Source organism: Variovorax sp. RO1, from assembly GCF_002849325.1.
In the GTDB taxonomy this organism is placed as follows: Bacteria; Pseudomonadota; Gammaproteobacteria; order Burkholderiales; family Burkholderiaceae_C; genus Variovorax.
This window is the reverse complement of the sequence record NZ_PKMT01000002.1, coordinates 482,172-500,568: the sequence shown is the minus strand read 5'-3', so window position 1 is coordinate 500,568 and position 18,397 is coordinate 482,172. Positions and strand designations below refer to the sequence as shown.

18 protein-coding genes are annotated in these 18,397 nt (G+C 66.1%); 6 read left to right on the top strand and 12 right to left on the bottom strand.

What is annotated here, in order from left to right:
* Positions 1–3 precede the first annotated feature (3 nt).
* From CY658_RS13550 to rpmH, 7 genes are all read right to left on the bottom strand, one after another.
* Positions 4–942: a zinc ribbon domain-containing protein gene (locus CY658_RS13550; RefSeq protein WP_101490707.1), complete on the bottom strand. Its 939-nt coding sequence runs from the start codon at positions 940–942 to the stop codon at positions 4–6.
* 91 nt (positions 943–1,033) lie between these two features.
* Complete coding sequence (locus CY658_RS13545; RefSeq protein WP_101490706.1) at positions 1,034–1,495, bottom strand: Crp/Fnr family transcriptional regulator; 462 nt, start codon at positions 1,493–1,495, stop codon at positions 1,034–1,036.
* Between the two features lie 101 nt (positions 1,496–1,596).
* Positions 1,597–3,009: a tRNA uridine-5-carboxymethylaminomethyl(34) synthesis GTPase MnmE gene (gene mnmE, locus CY658_RS13540; protein ID WP_101490705.1), complete on the bottom strand. Its 1,413-nt coding sequence runs from the start codon at positions 3,007–3,009 to the stop codon at positions 1,597–1,599.
* 75 nt (positions 3,010–3,084) lie between these two features.
* Positions 3,085–4,767, bottom strand: a complete 1,683-nt coding sequence (gene yidC / locus CY658_RS13535) for a membrane protein insertase YidC (protein ID WP_101490704.1) — start codon at positions 4,765–4,767, stop codon at positions 3,085–3,087.
* On the bottom strand, positions 4,764–5,051 hold the full coding sequence (yidD, locus tag CY658_RS13530) for a membrane protein insertion efficiency factor YidD (protein WP_101490703.1): 288 nt from the start codon (positions 5,049–5,051) through the stop codon (positions 4,764–4,766). The genes yidC and yidD overlap by 4 nt, the downstream gene beginning before the upstream one ends.
* Positions 5,048–5,464 (bottom strand): ribonuclease P protein component, encoded by a 417-nt coding sequence (locus CY658_RS13525; protein ID WP_101490702.1) that lies wholly within the window; start codon positions 5,462–5,464, stop codon positions 5,048–5,050. Before CY658_RS13525 ends, yidD begins: the two co-directional genes overlap by 4 nt.
* Before the next feature lie 101 nt (positions 5,465–5,565).
* The gene (gene rpmH, locus CY658_RS13520; protein ID WP_007834827.1) at positions 5,566–5,700 is read right to left on the bottom strand and encodes a 50S ribosomal protein L34; all 135 of its coding nucleotides are present in this window, start codon (positions 5,698–5,700) and stop codon (positions 5,566–5,568) included.
* 308 nt (positions 5,701–6,008) lie between these two features.
* Here rpmH and dnaA point away from each other — a divergent pair, with 308 nt between their 5' ends.
* The 3 genes from dnaA to gyrB all read left to right on the top strand — a co-directional run bounded on the left by dnaA (position 6,009) and on the right by gyrB (position 11,340).
* Positions 6,009–7,388, top strand: a complete 1,380-nt coding sequence (gene dnaA, locus CY658_RS13515; protein WP_099794245.1) for a chromosomal replication initiator protein DnaA — start codon at positions 6,009–6,011, stop codon at positions 7,386–7,388.
* An 89-nt stretch (positions 7,389–7,477) separates the two neighbouring features.
* Complete coding sequence (dnaN, locus tag CY658_RS13510; RefSeq protein WP_099794246.1) at positions 7,478–8,584, top strand: DNA polymerase III subunit beta; 1,107 nt, start codon at positions 7,478–7,480, stop codon at positions 8,582–8,584.
* Between the two features lie 134 nt (positions 8,585–8,718).
* Positions 8,719–11,340: a DNA topoisomerase (ATP-hydrolyzing) subunit B gene (gene gyrB / locus CY658_RS13505; RefSeq protein WP_101490701.1), complete on the top strand. Its 2,622-nt coding sequence runs from the start codon at positions 8,719–8,721 to the stop codon at positions 11,338–11,340.
* Between the two features lie 75 nt (positions 11,341–11,415).
* On the opposite strand, the gene CY658_RS13500 is transcribed toward gyrB, so the two are convergent.
* From CY658_RS13500 to CY658_RS13490, 3 genes are all read right to left on the bottom strand, one after another.
* Entirely contained in the window at positions 11,416–12,006 is a 591-nt protein-coding gene (locus CY658_RS13500; protein ID WP_101490700.1) for a mobile mystery protein B, read from the bottom strand.
* Complete coding sequence (locus CY658_RS13495; RefSeq protein ID WP_101490699.1) at positions 11,997–12,458, bottom strand: mobile mystery protein A; 462 nt, start codon at positions 12,456–12,458, stop codon at positions 11,997–11,999. The genes CY658_RS13500 and CY658_RS13495 overlap by 10 nt, the downstream gene beginning before the upstream one ends.
* Positions 12,459–12,637: 179 nt before the next feature.
* The gene (locus CY658_RS13490) at positions 12,638–13,789 is read right to left on the bottom strand and encodes an ABC transporter substrate-binding protein (RefSeq protein ID WP_257884861.1); all 1,152 of its coding nucleotides are present in this window, start codon (positions 13,787–13,789) and stop codon (positions 12,638–12,640) included.
* A gap of 404 nt (positions 13,790–14,193) precedes the next feature.
* Here CY658_RS13490 and CY658_RS13485 point away from each other — a divergent pair, with 404 nt between their 5' ends.
* From CY658_RS13485 to CY658_RS13475, 3 genes are all read left to right on the top strand, one after another.
* Positions 14,194–14,718 (top strand): hypothetical protein, encoded by a 525-nt coding sequence (locus CY658_RS13485; protein ID WP_101490697.1) that lies wholly within the window; start codon positions 14,194–14,196, stop codon positions 14,716–14,718.
* 113 nt (positions 14,719–14,831) lie between these two features.
* Positions 14,832–15,347 (top strand): hypothetical protein, encoded by a 516-nt coding sequence (locus CY658_RS13480; protein WP_101490696.1) that lies wholly within the window; start codon positions 14,832–14,834, stop codon positions 15,345–15,347.
* 122 nt (positions 15,348–15,469) lie between these two features.
* Entirely contained in the window at positions 15,470–16,726 is a 1,257-nt protein-coding gene (locus CY658_RS13475) for a metallophosphoesterase (protein ID WP_101490695.1), read from the top strand.
* Positions 16,727–16,747: 21 nt separating this feature from the next.
* On the opposite strand, the gene CY658_RS13470 is transcribed toward CY658_RS13475, so the two are convergent.
* Both CY658_RS13470 and CY658_RS13465 read right to left on the bottom strand, forming a co-directional pair.
* On the bottom strand, positions 16,748–17,248 hold the full coding sequence (locus CY658_RS13470) for a polyhydroxyalkanoate granule-associated phasin (RefSeq protein ID WP_101490694.1): 501 nt from the start codon (positions 17,246–17,248) through the stop codon (positions 16,748–16,750).
* A gap of 119 nt (positions 17,249–17,367) precedes the next feature.
* Positions 17,368–18,345: a lysylphosphatidylglycerol synthase domain-containing protein gene (locus CY658_RS13465; protein ID WP_101490693.1), complete on the bottom strand. Its 978-nt coding sequence runs from the start codon at positions 18,343–18,345 to the stop codon at positions 17,368–17,370.
* Between the last annotated feature and the right edge of the window lie 52 nt (positions 18,346–18,397).

Below are 18,397 nucleotides of genomic sequence, written 5' to 3'. Positions count from 1 at the left end.
CACTCAGTTCAAGAGCGACGGGTTGCGCTTTTCTTCGTCGATGCGCTGCTGACGGCGCACCGCTTCGCACTGCGCGTGCGACTTGTATTCGGGCCTCACGCACTGGACCGCCATGCATTGCGCCTTGGCGATGAAGTTGCGGTCGCCGCATTGAGCTTGCGGATCGGCCGGCGGGGACGGTGTTGCGGGCGCGGGTGCCGGGGCGGCCGCCACAGGCGCGGCGGCGGGCGGGCCCTGGGGCGTCGGCGTGGGAGGTGTCACCGGCTTGCGCGGCTTCGCGACGGGCGTTGGCTTGGGAGCAGCTTCGGCTGGCTCGGCGACCGCTTCTGCGGACGGCGGTTCGGTCACGGGCGGCGCGGGCTCGGTCGCAACGGGTGGTGGTTCGACTGCTGGCGGCGCCACGACCGGCGCTGGCGCAGCTGCAGGAGGCGGAGCCACAGCCAGCTCGGGCGCCTTGTTGTCGGTCCCATAGCCCAGCCAGCCCGCGACCACCAGCAGCAGCGCGACGATGAGCAGCCCCAGCCACAGACCGATGCCGCGCGGGCGCAGTACCGGTTCGGGCGGCTTGATGCGCTTGACCTTGATCCGCGTCTTTGGCCGGTCGACCCGTGGGGAGGGAGGCAAGGACGATGCGGCGCCTCCGCGCCCCGGTACCACGATCACGGTTCGTTCATCCACCGACGGCGGTGGTGGCGGCGGCTCGGGCATCCAGCCGTGGGACGCAGACGACGATGACCGCTTCGACTCGGCGGGATCGAACAGCGGCGCCGGAATGGTCGGCGCACGCAACTGAGCCGGTGCGGTGGTGGCCCATTCGCGGTCGGCAGGACTCGGTGCCGGGGGTGGCACGCGGTCGGCGGCCGACAGCCGGCCACCGCAGCTTCTGCAGAAGTTGGCACCGTCGCGGTTGTCCGCGTCACAGACCGGGCAGATCAAGGCCATGGCTCACCAGCAATTCTCAGGATCGGAAACGAAGACTTGTTCTTGTTGTTGTGCAGCGGCTGGCAGCGCGCGGCGAGCTGGAAGGCTCAGCTCAGGTGACGGCCACCCGCTTGGAGCGGTGCGCCATGCGCTTGGCGATCACGGCGCCGAGCGCCATCGCGATGTCCAGCGCCGTGTTGGGCTGGCGGTTCGACATCTCGGAGAACCGCACGGCCGTGAGGCGCCACACGCGCCCCGCGCCCGTGACCACCACGTTGGCCGCATGCGGCTCGCGCGAAAAGAACGAGCCTTCGCCCACCACCGAGCCGGGCGACAGCACGGCCAGGCGCATCTGCTCCTTGCTGCTGACGCGGTGCACGCTGATGGCGCCGCTTTCGACGAAGTACACCGAACGATCGTGCGTGCCCTGCGAGATCAGCACGTCGCCGATGGCTGTTTCGATGGGCTGCAAGTAGCCCGCGAGCGTGTCCCATTGCGCGACGCTCAAGGTCAGCGCGAACGCGTCGGCGCTCGGGTTCTCCGCAATGGAGCGGCTCAGGTTCTGGATGGACATGTTTTTCTCGACCCCCGCAAGTGATCCGAAGTATCCGCGAAGGCCCCGAGGTTCGGCTACAACTGTTTACGCTTTCCTCAGCGAAGCGCACGCATGTGTCGCTATTTGCCGATACAGAAGCGCGAAAAGATGACACCCAGCAGGTCGTCCGCGCCGAACTCGCCGGTGATCTCGTTGAGCGCGTTCTGCGCCAGCCGCAGCTCTTCGGCCAGCAGATCGAGCAGCTGCGCCTGCGCCGCCAGGTGGGCGGCCGCCAGCGCAAGGTGCGTCTCGACCCGGGCCAGCGCCTGCACGTGGCGCGCGCGCGCCAGGTAGACGCCCTCGGGCACGGCCTGCCAGCCGGCCATGGCGAGCAGCTGGTCGCGCAGCGCCTCGATGCCCGCGCCGGTCTTGGCCGACAGGGCAATGCCTTCGGCCGGCGGCGCGGTCATCGATGCCGCGTCCTGCTTGTTCCACACATCGAGCACCGGCACGCTCGCCGGCAGCTTGCGCCGCAGGCCCGCCAGGATCTCGGCGTCGGCGGCGGCGTAGTCGGGCTGGTCGGCGCGCGTGAGGTCGTGCAGGAACAGCACGGCGTCCGCACTTTCGATCTGGCCCCAGGCGCGCGCCACGCCGATCTGTTCGACCTCGTCGGTGCTGTCGCGCAGGCCGGCGGTGTCGGCCACGTGCAGCGGCACGCCGTGGATCTGGATGGTCTGCGAGACCACGTCGCGCGTGGTGCCCGCGATGGCGCTCACGATGGCCAGCTCGGCGCCGGCCAGTGCGTTGAGCAGCGAACTCTTGCCCGCGTTGGGCTGGCCCGCGATCACCACCTTGATGCCTTCGCGCAGCAACGCGCCTTGTTTGGCACGCAACTGCACGGCGGTGAGCTGTGCCTGCAGCCGTTGCAGCTGGCCCGTGGCGTCGGCTTTCTGCAGGAAGTCGATCTCTTCCTCGGGGAAGTCGAGCGTGGCCTCGACCAGCATGCGCAGGTGGATCAGCGCGTCGCGCAGCGTGTGGATCTCGCGCGAGAACGCGCCCGACAGCGAGCGCCCGGCGCTGCGCGCAGCCGCTTCGGTGCTCGCATCGATCAGGTCGGCAATGGCCTCGGCCTGCGCCAGGTCGATCTTGCCGTTGAGAAAGGCGCGCTGGCTGAACTCGCCCGGCTCGGCCACGCGCAGGCCGGGCAGGCGCGGGCGGTTGGTGGCCGGATCGAGTTCAGCCGCGGCCTCGAGGCAACGCGACAGCAAGAGCTGCAGCACGACCGGGCCGCCGTGCGCCTGCAGCTCGAGCACGTCTTCACCAGTGTAGGAGTGCGGCGTCGGAAAGTGAATCGCGAGGCCGTGGTCGACCGGCTCGCCCTGCGCATCGCGAAAGGGCAGGTAGGTGGCTTCGCGCGGCTTGAGCGCCCGGGCGCACAGCGCCTCGACCAGTGGCGCGAGCCTGGCACCCGACACGCGAACGATGCCGACCGCCCCGCGCCCCGGGGCGGTGGCGATGGCGACGATGGGATCGGAGGTGCGGGCGAGGGTCATGACAGCGCGATTCTTTCAGCAAAAAGCAAAGGGCCGCGGATGCGGCCCTTTGGCGGGTGGCGGTGGCCGGCTGGCTTACTTGCCCAGCACGCCCAGTCGCTTGTTGATGAACCACTGCTGCGCGATCGACAGCACGTTGTTCGTGATCCAGTACAGCACCAGGCCGGCCGGGAAGAAGATGAACATCACGCTGAACGCGAGCGGCATGATCCACATCAACTTGGCCTGCATCGGATCGGGCGGCGTCGGGTTGAGCCAGGTCTGGAACAGCGAGGTGAGCGTCATCACGACCGGCAGGATGTACCAGGGATCGGGTGCCGACAGGTCGGTGATCCAGCCAATCCACGGGGCGTGGCGCATTTCAACCGACGACAGCAGCACCCAGTACAGCGCAATGAACACCGGAATCTGGATCACGATGGGGAAGCAGCCGCCCATCGGATTGACCTTTTCGGTCTTGTAGATCCGCATCATTTCCTGCTGCATCTCTTGCGGCTTGTCCTTCAGCCGCTCGCGCATTTCCATGATCTTCGGGTTGATGGCCTTCATCTTGGCCATGCTGGCGTACGCCTTGGCGTTGAGCCAGTAGAAGGCCGCCTTCAGCAGCACCACGAGCGCGACGATCGACCAGCCCCAGTTGCCCAGGATGCCGTGCAGCTGCGTGAGCAGCCAGTACAGCGGCTTGGAGATGATCGCGAAGATGCCGTAGTCCTTCACCAGGTCCAGGCCCGGGGCGATGGCTTCGAGCTTCTTTTCTTCTTCGGGGCCGGCGAACAGCGCGCTGTTCACGACCTGCGTGGCGCCCGGGGCGATCTTCGGCAGCGTCGCCACCATGGCGACGGTGAAGAGGTTGTCGCCCAGGTCCTTCACGCGGAATTCGCGGCGCAGCTGTTCGCTGGCCGGGTCGCCCTTGAGCAGCCATGCCGACGCGAAGTAATGCTGCACCATCGCGATCCAGCCGTCGTTGGCCGGCGGCGGCGGTTCGATCTTGCCCTTGGCGATGTCCTTGAAGTCGAGCTTGTGGAACTTCTTCTCGTTGGTGTACGCGGCCGGACCGGTGAAGGTGTTGGTGCCGAACATGGTGCCGGCGGCCACGGTGCCGTGGCGCAACAGCTGCATGTACAGCTGCGCGTCGCGCGGCTGGTCGCTCACGTTGACCACTTCGTGGCGCACCCCGATGACGTAGTCGTCACGCTTGAACACGTAGGTCTTGATGTACTTCAGGCCGCCGACCGGGGCGCTTTCGAAGCTCACTTCGAGCGTGTTCTGGCCGTCGGCCATCGCGCGCGGACCGGCCTTCGGCGTCATGGCCGTCAGGTGGTTGGGGAAGGCTTCGCCAGCGACGGGGTTCAGCAGGCCGGTCTGCGCGACGTAACGCGTGGCGGGCGAGCCGTTCTCGAACAGCACGACGCGCTTGGTGCGGTCGGCTTCGTCGAACTTGAGCAGTTCGAGGTGGTTGACCGTAGCGCCTTCGCTGTCGATCGTCGCCTTGAACAGGTCGGTGGTCACCACGACCTGCTCACGCGGCGCGGCCGGAGCCGCCTGCGTGGGCACGGCACCTGCGGTGCCACCGGCCGCGGCAGCCGCGGTCGGCACGCCGTTGTTCGTGGCGGTACCGGCAGCCGGTGCCGTGACGGCGGGCTTGGTCGACGGCAGGAAGGTCGGCTTGTTGCCGTTGAAGACCTGCCATTGGTCCCACAGCAGCACGAGCGAGAAACCAAAAATCACCCACAGGATCGTGCGGCGGATATCGTTCATGACGAAGACTTCTTGTCGGAGGAGAGAAGAGACGAAAACAGCGATCCTGACTTGTCAGTGCGACGCTGTGATTTCGGTGGAACCGGATCGTGGCCGCCCTGGCACCAGGGCTGGCAGCGCGCGATGCGGTACAGAGTCAGATAGCTGCCCTTGAGCGCGCCGTGCACTTCCAGCGCCTCGATCGAATACACGGAGCAGGTCGGCGTGAAGCGGCACGACTGCCCGAGCCAGGGGCTCAGCAGCAGGCGGTAGCCCTTCACGAGGCCGATCAGCAGGCGTTTCATGCGGAGGCGCGTGCAGGAGAAGGGGCGGTTGGCGGACGTCCGGCGCGCGCCAGCAATTGCTGGAGCTCGGCGCGCACGGCGGCCTTGAGCGCGTCCGAGGAGGCGCTCACGAACACCTTGCGATCGAAACCGGCGCGCAAACGCACCACGTGCGCGGCACGCGGCAACACAACGCCGGGCGCGGCGCTCACGGCGTAGATCTGGCGCTTGATGGCGTTGCGCGTCACCGCGCGGCGTGCCCAGCGCTTGGGCACCATGGCGCCCAGCCAGACCTCATCGGACGGAAACAGCGAAGCAGCGCCCGATGCGGAAACATCGAGCGCACAGCGGTGCAATGCGAAATGGGCAGTGCGCGCCACGGTGGCACCTGCGAGGACGGCCTGGAATTGCGCGCGGGTCTTGAGCCGCTGCAAGGAAGCCGGGCCGCGGACGTCGCTGCTGGCGGGGCCAGGCGCAGAGGCTGCAGGAGCCTGCGCGGACGTATCGGCGGCTGACAACGGCAGGTGGGGTGCCGTCAGACGGCCAGGCGCTTGCGGCCCTTGGCGCGGCGTGCGTTGATCACGGCGCGGCCGCCACGGGTCTTCATGCGGACCAGAAAGCCGTGGGTACGGGCGCGGCGGACTTTGGATGCTTGGTAAGTGCGTTTCATGATGGTTTCCTGATTCCCTGTTTGCGCCGGTTTCCGCATGAAGGCATGCACAAACCCGACGAGCGCTGGGGGAGCGAGTTTCGGATGGCCCCCGAAAGACGCTGTGAAGGCTTTTCAGGGAAACCCGCAATTATCGCAAACATTGGCCGCGGGAACAATCTTCGACTGGATTTGCGGGCCTTTCCATGTGCAGCGCAGCATGTGGATAAGGTTTTGACAAGTTAGAATGCCCGGCGCCTTCCAGCAGAGAATATCCACAATACCTATACAAGAAATGCCCGAAGGTTTCCTCACTTTTTCAAGCACCCATGTCGACTGACGGCATCGGCGAAAGCCTGTGGCAAGCCTGCGTCGACCAGCTCGCGCAGGAGCTGTCCGAGCAGCAGTTCAATACCTGGATCAAACCCCTCAACGCGCAGGTCGCCGACGACCTTTCGCGCATGACGGTGTTCGTCGCCAACCGCTTCAAGCTCGACTGGATCCGTGCCCAGTACGCCGGCAAGATTGCGGCCATGGCCGAGAAGATGTACGGCCAGCCGGTCACCATCGAGTTAGCGCTCGCTCCGCGTGAAGCCCCCGTCCGTGTTGCTCCCATGGCCATCATGGCCGAAACGGATGTGCCGCGCGACGTGGCCGGTCCGGGCGAGGAGCCGGCCGCCGCCGGCTTCAAGAATCGCCTCAATTCGGGGCTCACTTTCGACACCCTGGTCGAAGGCACGGCCAACCGCATGGCGCGCGCCGCGGCGATGCACGTGGCCGGCATGCCGGGCCATCTGTACAACCCGCTTTTCATCTACGGCGGCGTCGGCCTGGGCAAGACCCACCTGATGCACGCGGTGGGCAATCGGCTGCTGGCCGACCGGCCGGATTCGAAAGTTCTCTACATCCACGCCGAGCAGTTCGTTTCGGATGTGGTCAAGGCCTATCAGCGCAAGACTTTCGATGAGTTCAAGGAGCGCTACCACTCGCTCGATCTGCTGCTGATCGACGACGTGCAGTTCTTCGCCAACAAGGACCGCACGCAGGAAGAATTCTTCAACGCGTTCGAGGCCCTGCTGGCCAAGAAGTCGCACATCGTGATGACCAGCGACACCTACCCCAAGGGGCTGGCCGACATCCACGAGCGGCTGGTGTCGCGCTTCGATTCGGGCCTCACGGTGGCGATCGAGCCGCCCGAGCTCGAGATGCGCGTGGCGATTCTGATCAACAAGGCCCGCGTCGAAGGCACCGAAATGCCGGAAGAAGTCGCCTTCTTCGTGGCCAAGAACGTGCGCTCCAACGTGCGCGAGCTCGAAGGCGCCCTGCGCAAGATCCTCGCGTACTCGCGCTTCAACCAGAAGGAGATCTCGATCGCCCTGGCGCGCGAGGCGCTGCGCGACCTGCTGTCGATCCAGAATCGGCAGATTTCGGTCGAAAATATCCAGAAGACGGTGGCCGACTACTACAAGATCAAGGTCGCCGACATGTACAGCAAGAAACGCCCGGCCAGCATTGCGCGGCCGCGGCAGATCGCGATGTACCTGGCCAAGGAGCTCACGCAGAAGAGCCTGCCGGAAATCGGCGAGCTGTTCGGCGGTCGCGACCACACGACGGTGCTCCACGCGGTGCGCAAGATTTCGGGCGAGCGCCAGCAGCTCACCGAACTCAACCAGCAGCTCCACGTCCTCGAACAGACCCTCAAAGGCTGAAGCCGAATGTCATCAAGAACGCCCCTCGCGACAGCGGAGAATGGCGTCCTGAAAGCTGATTCAAAGAGATAAGAGAAGAGGAAGAAGACATGATCGTTTTGAAGGCAACCCAAGACAAAGTTCTTGCCGCCCTGCAGTCGGTGGCTGGCATCGTGGAACGGCGTCATACCCTGCCGATCCTGGCCAATGTGCTGATCCGCAAGACCGGCGGCCAGCTGCAGCTGACCACCAGCGACCTCGAGATCCAGATCCGCACCACCGCCGAGCTCGGTGGCGACGAGGGCAACTTCACGACCACCATCGGCGCGCGCAAGCTGATCGACATCCTGCGCACCATGCCGGCCGACCAGACCGTGAGCCTCGAATCGAGCGCCAGCAAGCTCGTGCTCAAGGGCGGCAAGAGCCGCTTCACGCTGCAGTCGCTGCCCGCCGAAGACTTCCCGCTGGTGCAGGAAGCCGCCAATTTCGGCCCCGTGTTCAGCGTGCCGCAAAAGACGCTCAAAGACCTGCTCTCGCAGGTCTCGTTCGCGATGGCCGTGCACGACATCCGCTACTACCTGAACGGCATCCTGTTCGTCGCCGAAGGCAAGCAATTGAGCCTGGTCGCCACCGACGGCCACCGCCTGGCGTTCTCGTCGGCGCTGCTCGACGTCGAAGTGCCGCGCCAGGAAGTGATCCTGCCGCGCAAGACCGTGCTCGAAATGCAGCGCCTGCTGTCCGACGCCGAAGGCGCCATCGAGATGCAGTTTGCGAACAACCAGGCCAAGTTCAGCTTCGGCGGCATGGAGTTCGTCACCAAGCTGGTCGAGGGCAAGTTCCCCGACTACAACCGCGTGATTCCCAAGAACCACAAGAACACCGTCACGCTCGGCCGTGCACCGCTCTTGGCCAGCCTGCAGCGCACCGCCATCCTGACCAGCGAGAAGTTCAAGGGCGTGCGCCTGAACATCGAGCCGGGCACGCTGCGCATCGCGTCGAACAACGCCGAGCAGGAAGAAGCCCAGGACGAGCTCGACATCGACTACGGCGGCGACAGCATCGAAATCGGCTTCAACGTCACCTACCTGATCGACGCGCTGTCGAACATGGACCAGGACATGGTCAAGCTGGACCTGGCCGACTCCAACAGCTCGGCCTTGTTAACCATCCCCGAGAACGCATCTTTCAAGTACGTCGTGATGCCGATGCGCATCTAGACCCCCCAAGACACAGCGCCTTGCGCACACAACCCGCGGCCCCCCGCGGGTTTGCGCTTTCAAGAGGCGGCGAATTGAGCTTTTGAGAGCCCGACAAATCACGTGAATGCCGTGAGAGACAGAGGAATATCCGAATGAGTGCTGAAGAAAACAAGCCCGACGTGCCGCACACCGAGCCGGTCTACACCCCCGAAATCCAGATCGTGGCGCCCGAAGGCGTTGTCGCCGACTCCAGTTATGGCGAAGGCGCGATCACGATCCTCGAAGGTCTGGAAGCCGTGCGCAAGCGCCCGGGCATGTACATCGGCGACACCTCCGACGGCACGGGCCTGCACCACCTCGTGTTCGAAGTGGTCGACAACTCCATCGACGAAGCGCTCGCGGGCCATTGCGACGACATCGTCGTGACCATCCACTCCGACAACTCGATCTCCGTCACCGACAACGGCCGCGGCATCCCGACCGGCGTGAAGATGGACGACAAGCACGAGCCCAAGCGCTCGGCCGCTGAAATTGCGCTCACCGAACTGCACGCCGGCGGCAAGTTCAACCAGAACAGCTACAAGGTCTCGGGCGGCCTGCACGGCGTGGGCGTCTCGTGCGTGAACGCGCTGAGCGTGAAGCTGCGCCTCATCGTGCGCCGCGAAGGCAAGATCCACGAGCTCGAATTCAGCCGCGGCTTCGTGCAGAACCGCCTGCTCGACACCGTGAACGGCTTCGAGGTCTCGCCCATGAAGGTCATCGGCGACACCGACAAGCGCGGAACCGAAGTGCACTTCCTGCCCGACACGGAAATCTTCAAGGAAAACAACGATTTCCACTACGAGATCCTGAGCAAGCGTCTGCGCGAGCTGAGCTTCCTGAACAACGGCGTGCGCATCCGCCTGCTCGACGAACGCACCGGCAAGGAAGACGACTTCTCGGGCGCCGGCGGCGTGCGCGGCTTCGTGGAATTCATCAACAAGGGCAAGACCGTCCTGCACCCGAACTCGTTCTACGCAGCAGGCGAGAAGCCGGCCGAAACCTACGGCGGCATCCCCGGCACGCACATCGGCGTCGAAGTGGCGATGCAGTGGAACAGCGGCTACAACGAGCAGGTGCTCTGCTTCACCAACAACATCCCGCAGCGTGACGGCGGCACCCACCTCACCGGCCTGCGCGCCGCGATGACCCGCGTCATCAACAAGTACATCGAAGAAAACGAGTTCGCGAAAAAGGCGAAGGTCGAGGTCACCGGCGACGACATGCGCGAAGGCCTGTGCTGCGTGCTGAGCGTGAAGGTGCCCGAGCCCAAGTTCTCGAGCCAGACCAAGGACAAGCTGGTGTCCAGCGAAGTGCGCGCGCCGGTGGAAGACATCGTCGGCCGCCTGTTGACCGACTACCTGCAGGAACGCCCGAACGACGCCAAGATCATCTGCGGCAAGATCGTCGAGGCCGCCCGCGCCCGCGAAGCGGCCCGCAAGGCCCGCGAAATGACGCGCCGCAAGGGCGTGCTCGACGGAATGGGCCTGCCCGGCAAGCTGGCCGACTGTCAGGAAAAGGACCCCGCCCTGTGCGAGGTCTACCTGGTGGAGGGTGACTCCGCCGGCGGCTCCGCCAAGCAGGGCCGCGACCGGAAGTTCCAGGCCATCCTGCCGCTGCGCGGCAAGATCCTGAACGTCGAGAAAGCGCGCTACGAGAAGCTGCTCACCAGCAACGAAATTCTCACGATGATCACCGCGCTCGGCACCGGCATCGGCCGCGCCGGCGCGACCACGGCGGGCGGCGGCGCGGACGACTTCAACGTCGCCAAGCTGCGCTACCACCGCATCATCATCATGACCGACGCCGACGTCGACGGTGCCCACATCCGCACGCTGCTGCTCACGTTCTTCTACCGGCAGATGCCCGAGCTGGTCGAACGCGGCCACATCTACATCGCGCAGCCGCCGCTGTACAAGGTCAAGGTCGGCAAGGAAGAGCAGTACCTGAAGGACGGCCCCGCGCTCGACGCCTTCCTGCTCAAGGTGGCGCTGAAAGACGCGAGCATCCAGACCGGCGGCGCCGCCTCGACCACGCTGTCGGGCGAGACGCTGGGCGAGCTGGCGCGCAAGCACCAGGTGGCCGAAGCCGTGATTGCGCGCCTGCGCAACTTCATGGACGCCGAAGCGCTGCGCGCCATCGCCGACGGCGTGGCGCTCGACCTCGACACGCCGCCCGCCGCCGAGGCCTCGGCCGTGGCGATGCAAGCCAAGCTGCGCGAGCTCAACACGACCGGCGTGCCGGCCGAGGTGAGTAGCGAGTTCGACGCCCGCACCGACAAGCCGCTGCTGCGCATCAGCCGCCGCCACCACGGCAACATCAAGTCCAGCGTGATCACGCAGGACTTCGTGCACGGCGCCGACTACGCGGCATTGGCCGAAGCCGCCAACACCTTCCGCGGCCTGCTGAGCACCGAAGGCGCGCTGGTCAAGCGCGGCGAGGGCGAACGCGCCAAGGAAGAAAAGGTCGACGACTTCCGCCAGGCCATGAAGTGGCTGATCGGCGAAGCCGAACGCGCCACCTCGCGCCAGCGCTACAAGGGTCTGGGCGAGATGAACCCCGAGCAGCTGTGGGAAACCACCATGGACCCGACCGTGCGCCGCCTGCTGCGCGTGCAGATCGACGACGCGATCGAAGCCGACCGCGTGTTCACGATGCTGATGGGCGACGAGGTGGAACCGCGCCGCGAGTTCATCGAGCAGAACGCGCTGCGCGCGTCGAACATCGACGTCTGATCGGGGAGGTCTGCCTCCACGAGCCACAGCAGGGCGCTGGCTTTGCCGGCCCCTTCGCTCGTTTTCGGGGTGAGCTCAGGTGCGAGCAAACGCGAGCAGCAGCTGGTAGTCGCCTTGGTCTGCGGCACGCAGGGCAGCCAGGTACCGCACCCGCGCGTCGTCGGCGGCGACCAGATTGCCGCCGTTTCCCCAGGAGAACGCAGGCTGGCCAAGGCTGCGTAGAAGCGCGTCGGCCATCATGCGGGAGTGCCGCCCGTTGCCGTTGGGGAACGGGTGAATCCAGACCAGGTCGCGGTGAAAGCGCGCTGCGATTTCGTCAGGGGGAAACGTGGCGTTGTCGACCCACCAGCGGGTGTTCCCGAACAGCTGCGCAAGCTTGACGCCCACCTGTGTCCAGTCGCAGCCGATGTTCTTGTCCGACTTGCGAAACGTGCCCGCCCACGCCCAGGTTTTGCCGAACATCTGTTCATGCAACGCCCGGCAGAACTCCTCGCTGAGGACGTCCGGTGACCGCAAGCGCTTCAGCCAACGCACGGCGCGCAGGATGTTCTCCTGCTCCCAGTCGTTCAGGTCGCTCTTGGTGGCCAGGTGTTCAGGAAGGAGTCCGGCCTTCTCGTCGGGGTCCAGGGGTGTCTGGCCATCCTGCGCTTCGAGGTCTATCGCCACAGGTCTGACCATCGGCCGCGCAGCAGTTCCTCGGTCCTGCGTTCCACCTGCTTGCGAAGTCGTTCCGAGGCTGGCCGTTGGTCTTCGAGGCTCATTGTGTGGGCCACCCCGCCGACCTCTTCGATGGCGATGGCTCGGGCGCGTTCCTTGACCATTTCCGTGAGGGGGCGGCGCGGCACCAGGGCGTAAACGAGCTCACAGTCAAGTCCGTCGGCGAGCTTGCGCAACTGGCCAAGCGTAATTCGGTCGTCCGCTTCCGACTGTTCGGATTTGTGCAGCGTCGGCCCTGAAATGCCCAGGCGCTGGGCTTGCTGGCGCTCCGTGCGCCCCAGCGCTTCTCGAATCAGCTTTAGCCATCCGCGCGACGGCCGGGGCCGTTTCACCATCTCGGCATAGGCGGACACGGTGGCTTGCAGTTGCTCAAGTCGAAGCTGGTTCAGTTCAGAGGACATTTTGCTAGCTCATAGGCTTACATCTAGTGGTTTCATGATAGCCCTTGACGCAGCAAAATCAAAACATTTGCTTTCCTATAGGGAAGCATACGGAGAATACTTGCTGCGCTTTGAGGCAGCACTCCGACGTAACCCGCGCCCACGTCTGCTCAGCCGAGGACGTCCTGCAAACGCCCCCTTCACTGCTTGCGCTGCACGAACAGGTTGCGCTTCGCGTCCTCGGGGTACGCGAAGGTGATCTGCCCGTTGCGCACCACGCCCATCACCAGCATGTTGGGCGAGATCGCGTCCTTGTCGTTCTCCGAGAACGACTTGTCATAGGTCGTGACCACGCCGTAGTACGGCCGCTTGGGCTGCTCGAGCGAGGCCTTGATGAACGGGCCTTCGAGCTTGCCGTGGGGCACATTGAACATCGCGTGGGCCAGCAGGTACGTGGCGTCGTAGGCCTGTGCGGCGGCCATCGGGACCGGGATGCGCTTGGTGTTGAATTTCCGCACGTAGTTGGACAGAAACGACGAGCGGCGCTCGTTGCTGGGCTCGGCGATGAAGCTCTGCGCCATCAACGCGCCTTCGGCGGCATCGCGCGCGCCGTCGATGAAGGAAGGGAAGGACAGCGGCCAGGCGCCGACCTGCGGCACCTTCCAGTTCAAGGCCTGCCGACCACGCGCGATGACGGCGTTTTCGGGGCCCACGGTGTAGCTGAAGATGACGTCCGCGCCGGCCGCCTTGGCCTCCGACAGCTCCTTCGTCAGGTCTTTCACGCCGAGTGGAAAACGCCCCACGTACACGGGCTTGAGGTTCTTCGCCGCCAGCGCTTTTTCCACATCTTTCACGCCTGCCTCGCCGTACCCGGTGGTGTCGTGCAGCACGGCGACCCGTTTCCAGCCCCGCGCCAGCAGGTCGTCGACCACGAAAGGTGCCTGAATGCTGTCTTTGGGCGAGGTGCGAAAGATATAGCTCGTGGCCAGCGGATAGGTCGAGGTCAGCGCCGAACCGGTGGCACAGGGCACGATCAGCGGCAATTTCGCGTCATTGAAAACCGCCAATGATTTCATCGCCACGCCGGTATTGCAGAAGCCGATGGTGGCGACCACTTTGTCATTGACGAGGGCCCGGGATTGCGAATGGCCGATGTCCGGATTGGCCTGGTCGTCCTTGATCACCAGTTCGAGCGAGCGCCCGAGATACCCGCCGACGGCATTGATTTCGTCGACGGCCATCTTCACGCCGTTGAGCATGGGCAGGCCGAAATCGGCCGACGGCCCAGTGAAAGGGCCGATGACGCCGATGCGGATCGGCGCGGGTTGCTGCGCCATGGCCTGGACAGACATTCCAAAGCCCATCAGTAAAAAGATGAACCGGTAATTTGAATGAGGCATTTTGGTTTCAGCGCTTTGGAAGAAAGGCCGAGCCTAATTTCTTTGTGCGCCCGCCAATAGCTAGGGTATGCCCAGTCAATTGCGCACTAATTCCGTCTTTTGTTGCTGATTCAGCACAGACCATGCAGGGGCGCCAGACCGGGGAGTGCGCGCGAGCCCCGTCTCAGGGTTTCCGATGAAAGACACCCCAAAAGCGTGAATGGCGCCCGTCACACGGGCGTCACCAGCTATGAAAACAATAGCATTCACCTGCGCAACGCAGAAGCTTCCTCGTAAACGCTATATCTAGCCCGACTCTTGCTAAGCAAAATTCCTGACGGATTTCCTGTCACGCAAGATCGAGGACACACAGAGCAATGAACCCCAAGCGTTTCCAGCGGCCCCTGGCTGCACTGGTTCTGGGCGGCGCATCGGTCGCCGCGGCCTTCCTCGGGGCCGTGTCGCCGGCCCACGCGTTCTCGAACCCGCCGATCCAGGTCGCGCAGGGCATCGAATACATGTGCGGCGGTGCCGCCAAGGGCGAAGCCGCCTTCCTGGACATGGTCGCACCGCGCTGGGCCGCGACCATCGACTTCCGCGTGAACGACGGCAAGGGCGCACAGCAGGCCGGCTTCCCGGCCAAGGCAGCGATCCAGATCCGCCAGAAGTACACGGGCCAGACCGTCATGGAAGTGCAGACCCAGGCGCCCACCATGCTCGCGCGGCTCGAACCGGGCGCCTACGACGTCGACGTGACGCTGGGCGGGCTCACGCTCACGCAGCAGCTGGTCGTGATCGCCGGCATCCCGGCGCGCGCCTCGTTCGTCTGGCCGTCGAACTTCGACATGGCCTCGGTCGCGCCACCGCTGCCCCAGGCGCTGGCACAAACCGCCGCGCGCTGACCCGACGCGGGCCATCGCGGCCCGCGCAGCAGTTAAGTCTTCCTTAAGTCGTGCCCGGCACAGTGCCTTCCTGCGTGGCCTGTCGCCACCACCGCCCGGAAAGGAAGGCCTCGATGTCTCTCGCCACCACCAACCCCCTGTTTCTGTTCTCGCACGCCCGGCCCATCGCCGCGGCGACGGGCGCCGCCTTGCTCGTGCTGCTCGGCGGGGCGCTCTCGGCACAGCCGGCCCAGGCCGCGATGAACCCGCCGATCCTCATGGCGCACGGCGTCGAGTACATGAGCGGCGGCATCGGCCAGGACGAGGCGCAGCTGATGGAAACCGTGTCACCGCGCTGGCCCGCGAGCTTCGAATTCGCGATCAAGGACGGCCGCCGCGCCGACTTCGCGGCCGGCGTGCACGTCACCGTGCGCGACAGCCACGGCACGGCGCTGCTCGACAACGTGGTCTCGGGCGGACCGTTCATGGTGGCGCGGCTCGAACCGGGCCGCTATGACGTGGAGGCTCGCATCGGCGGCCAGACGCTGAAGCAAACGCTGCAGGTGTCACTGGGCGCGCCGGCCAAGGCGGTGTTCGAATGGCCGGCGGGCACCGACATGGCCTCCGCCGGCACGCGCACGGTGCGGTAGACGCAGCCGCATCGCACCGCGGCCGACACCGAACGGTCACGCCCGCGGCGCCACAACGCCCGCTATCCGGTTGCCTTGCGCTATAGAAAAAATAGCGGCGCAGGCAGCTTTCAGCGCCTTGAATGCGCGGCATGCGCCTTGCAGATGACGTGTCCCGGGCCATGCCCGCGTCCCCCTCCGTCCCGATGCCGATCCGTCCCCTGAGCGTCCTGACCGCGCTCCTGCACGTCTATATCGCGCTGCGCCTGCTGCCCGCGCTGGCGACGCTCACGCCTGCGTGGCCGCTCGCGCTCGTGCTGCTGGTGGTGTCGGCGGTCACGATGCCGCTGCCGTTCGTGTCGCGCAGCCATCGCGCCGACCGCAAGGCCAAGCCGGCGGGCGAAACGCTGCACTGGATCGGCCTGATCAGCATGGGCTGGTTTTCCTCGCTGTTCATCCTGACGCTGGTGCGCGACCTCGGCCTGCTGCTGGCGTGGCTCGCAAGCGCGCTCGGCGGCCTGCAGGTGCCGGACACGGTCGCGCCCTGGAGCGCGCTGGCGGTGCTGGCGCTGGCCACGGGCGTGTCGCTGATCGGCTTCTTCAATGCGCGCCGCACGGCCGGCGTGAAGCAGGTCGAGGTGCCTATTCGCGGCCTGCCCGCGGCGCTCGACGGCTTCACGATCGCGCAGCTCAGCGACATCCACGTGGGTCCGACGATCCGCAACGGCTACATCCAGCGCATCGTCGACGCGGTGAACGGGCTCGGCGCCGACGCCATCGCGATCACCGGCGACCTGGTGGACGGCAGCGTGCCCGAGCTGCGCGATCACATCGCGCCGCTGGCGGGGCTGCGCGCACGCCACGGCACCTTCGTGGTCACGGGCAACCACGAGTACTACGCGGGCGCGCACGCCTGGATCGACGAGCTGCGTCGCCTCGGCCTGAAGGTGCTGCTGAACGAGCACGTGGTGCTGCAGACGCGCAACGTGCGCGGCGCGCAGACCGACGAAGAGCTGTTCGAAAGCGCGCTGGTGCTGGCCGGCGTGACCGACTTCACCGCCGGCCATTTCGACGCCGCGCACGCGAGCGACCCGCACCTGGCGCTGTACGACGCGCCGCCGCTGGTCCACACCCGCGTGCTGCTGGCACACCAGCCGCGCAGCGCGCCGGTGGCGGCCGCGGCCGGCTACCAGCTGCAGCTGTCGGGCCACACGCACGGCGGCCAGTTTTTCCCATGGAACCTGTTCGTGCCGATGCAGCAGCCGTTCACGGCCGGCCTGCACCGGCTGCACGACATGTGGATCTATGTGAGCCGGGGCACCGGCTACTGGGGGCCGCCGAAGCGTTTCGGCGCGCCGTCGGAAATCACGCTGGTGACGCTGGTCCCGGCGCAATCCTGAACTGAAAGAGAAGAAGGGCCGTCAGGCCTGCAGCTCGGCCAGCAGCCGCCGCGCGTTCGACGTGGCGGCGGCGTGGATCGGCTTCAGGCCTTCGCGCGCGATGCGCGCCGCCACGCCCGTGAACTGACCCGCCGTGCTGGCACCGCGCGCCGTGGCCTGCACGAGCGCGTCGCCATGCGTGGCCGCCTGCGCCGGCGTGAAGCTGCCGGCCAGCGAGAAGAGGGCCGTGGCGCCCTGCAGCCAGTGCTGCCACGCGCGCTGGGCCAGCGAGGCATTGCTGCTGTGCCATTGCTTCGCCATGGCCAAGCCCGATTCGCTCGCCGCGGCGAGCTTTTCGTGGCCCATCAAATGAAATTCCGCCAGGTCGGCGGCGCTGGGCGTGAGCCCCGCCTTGGCGATGCGCTCGGTGCGCATGCGAATCACCGTGCCGGACGACAGCAGGGTTTCGTGGGCCTTGAGGGCCAGGTCGCCCCATTGCATCAGCGGACTGGCCAGGCGGGCGGTGGTACTGAAGGACGACATGGGAAGAGGGGGTGCGTGAGGGAACAGAGGGCCACTATAGGCCTGCGAAGTGAAGATTGCTGCAGTGCAACAATTCCTGACCGTCATTTCACCGATCGGTCGCTTTCTGCGGGCAATATTTAACGTTTCTTATGGTTGTTGCCGGCATCCGCGCGCAGACGCCGCGCGCGCGCCTCGGTGACGAGGTAGGCGACGAGCGCCACGGCCAGCGGCAGCAGGTAGTACAGCGCGCGGTAGGCCAGCAGCGCCGCGAGCAGCCGCGTTTCCGCCACCTCGTGCGCCAGCAGCGCGACGAACACCGCCTCCAGCACGCCGAGCCCCGCCGGCACGTGCGTGACAACGCCGGCCACGGCCGCGACCAGCAGCACCGCGAGCACCTGCGGATACCCGACCTCGCCCTGCAGCAGTACCCAGATCACCCCGCCGATGAGCGACCAGTTGACGCACGACATCGCCAGCTGCAGCAAGGCCATCGGCAAGGTCGGCGTGCGCAGCGCGTGGCCGCGCACGCGCCAGACGTGGCCGTTCGAGAACGCGCACAGCGCCAGGTAGGCGAGCGACACCCCCAGCAGCGCCGCGCCGAGCACGCGCAGGCCGCCGCCGTCGATCTTCCAGTCGGGCGGCAGCGCCATCGGCCAGAAGCAGAACGCGGCGCCGGCCACCACGAGGTAGCCGAGCCAGTTGGTCAGCATGCTGAAGCCCAACACGCGCGTGATGGTTTCGTTGCCGAGCCCCAGGCGCGAGTACAGCCGGTAGCGAAACGCCACGCCGCCCACCAGCGAGCCGAAATTGAGGTTGAAGGCGTAGCTGATGAAGGTCACGCCGATCACCGTGCCCGCACCGAGCCGGTGCTTCGTGAGGTGGCGGCCGAGCAAATCGTAGGTGCTGTAGAGCAGGAAGCTGCTGGCAGCCAATGCGCCGGCCGCGAGCAGCGTGAGGGCCGGTAGCGCGCGCAGCGCCGCGAACACCTCGGCCCAGTCGATGGTGCGCGCCTGCTTCAGCAGCAGCCAGGCGATGCCGCCGAAGAAGGCCCAGATCGCCACGCGCCGCACCCATGGCCACCAGGGCCTGTGCGTGAGGGCGACAGAAGCGCTCATTCGATCGCCTCCGCGCTGCGCGCTGCGGTATTCGCCTTGGGAGCGGCCCGGC

What these genes read in the sequence shown, in the direction of transcription:
- gyrB (WP_101490701.1), top strand. Translation starts at nt 8,719, where the DNA reads ATGAGTGCTGAAGAAAACAAGCCCGACGTGCCGCACACCGAGCCGGTC.
- yidC (WP_101490704.1), bottom strand. Translation starts at nt 4,767, where the DNA reads ATGAACGATATCCGCCGCACGATCCTGTGGGTGATTTTTGGTTTCTCG.
- CY658_RS13475 (WP_101490695.1), top strand. Translation starts at nt 15,470, where the DNA reads ATGCGCGGCATGCGCCTTGCAGATGACGTGTCCCGGGCCATGCCCGCG.
- CY658_RS13550 (WP_101490707.1), bottom strand. Translation starts at nt 942, where the DNA reads ATGGCCTTGATCTGCCCGGTCTGTGACGCGGACAACCGCGACGGTGCC.
- CY658_RS13480 (WP_101490696.1), top strand. Translation starts at nt 14,832, where the DNA reads ATGTCTCTCGCCACCACCAACCCCCTGTTTCTGTTCTCGCACGCCCGG.
- dnaA (WP_099794245.1), top strand. Translation starts at nt 6,009, where the DNA reads ATGTCGACTGACGGCATCGGCGAAAGCCTGTGGCAAGCCTGCGTCGAC.
- CY658_RS13490 (WP_257884861.1), bottom strand. Translation starts at nt 13,789, where the DNA reads ATGTCTGTCCAGGCCATGGCGCAGCAACCCGCGCCGATCCGCATCGGC.
- CY658_RS13470 (WP_101490694.1), bottom strand. Translation starts at nt 17,248, where the DNA reads ATGTCGTCCTTCAGTACCACCGCCCGCCTGGCCAGTCCGCTGATGCAA.
- yidD (WP_101490703.1), bottom strand. Translation starts at nt 5,051, where the DNA reads ATGAAACGCCTGCTGATCGGCCTCGTGAAGGGCTACCGCCTGCTGCTG.
- mnmE (WP_101490705.1), bottom strand. Translation starts at nt 3,009, where the DNA reads ATGACCCTCGCCCGCACCTCCGATCCCATCGTCGCCATCGCCACCGCC.
- rpmH (WP_007834827.1), bottom strand. Translation starts at nt 5,700, where the DNA reads ATGAAACGCACTTACCAAGCATCCAAAGTCCGCCGCGCCCGTACCCAC.
- CY658_RS13545 (WP_101490706.1), bottom strand. Translation starts at nt 1,495, where the DNA reads ATGTCCATCCAGAACCTGAGCCGCTCCATTGCGGAGAACCCGAGCGCC.
- CY658_RS13495 (WP_101490699.1), bottom strand. Translation starts at nt 12,458, where the DNA reads ATGTCCTCTGAACTGAACCAGCTTCGACTTGAGCAACTGCAAGCCACC.
- CY658_RS13465 (WP_101490693.1), bottom strand. Translation starts at nt 18,345, where the DNA reads ATGAGCGCTTCTGTCGCCCTCACGCACAGGCCCTGGTGGCCATGGGTG.
- dnaN (WP_099794246.1), top strand. Translation starts at nt 7,478, where the DNA reads ATGATCGTTTTGAAGGCAACCCAAGACAAAGTTCTTGCCGCCCTGCAG.
- CY658_RS13485 (WP_101490697.1), top strand. Translation starts at nt 14,194, where the DNA reads ATGAACCCCAAGCGTTTCCAGCGGCCCCTGGCTGCACTGGTTCTGGGC.